Annotated in this window: 1 protein-coding gene; it reads right to left on the bottom strand. The window is 69.5% G+C overall.

What is annotated here, in order from left to right; translation table 11 throughout:
- Nucleotides 1–587: GMC family oxidoreductase (locus tag ACU8YE_RS24040; protein WP_446929864.1), on the bottom strand; the 587-nt coding region annotated here is incomplete at both ends.

Below are 587 nucleotides of genomic sequence, written 5' to 3'. Positions count from 1 at the left end.
GCGCAGTTGCGCGGCGGGGCCGACGCCCGAGCACATCAGCAATTGCGGCGTATTGAACGCGCCGGCGGACAGAATCACTTCCGCGCGCGCGGCAAGCTGCTCGGTGCGCCCGGCGCGCGCGAACTCGACGCCCGTCGCGCGCTTGCCGTCGAACACGACGCGCAGCACCGTCGCGTCGACGATCACGTGCAGGTTCGGCCGCGTGCGGCCGTACACGTAGGCGCGCGCGACGCTGCAGCGCGAGCCGTCGCGATGCGTGACCTGGTAGAAGCCCACGCCCTCCTGATGCTCGCCGTTGAAATCGTCGTTCAGCGGATAGCCGGCCTCGTGCGCGGCCGCGATGAATCGTTCGGAGAACGGATTACGAAAGCGCAGATCGGATACCGTGAGCGGGCCGTCGGCGCCGTGCCATTCGTTCGCGCCGCGTGCGTTGCCTTCGGCGCGCCGGAAATACGGCAGCACGTCGCGCCAGCCCCAGCCGGTGCAGCCGAGCTGCTCCCATTCGTCATAATCTAGCGGATGGCCGCGCGTGTAGATCATCGCGTTGATCGCGCTCGAGCCGCCGAGCCCGCGGCCGCGGGGCTGAT

It is taken from the genome of Ralstonia sp. VS2407 (assembly GCF_052950655.1).
Note: the sequence above shows the minus strand (reverse complement) of the source record. Positions and strands in the feature narration are given on the sequence as shown.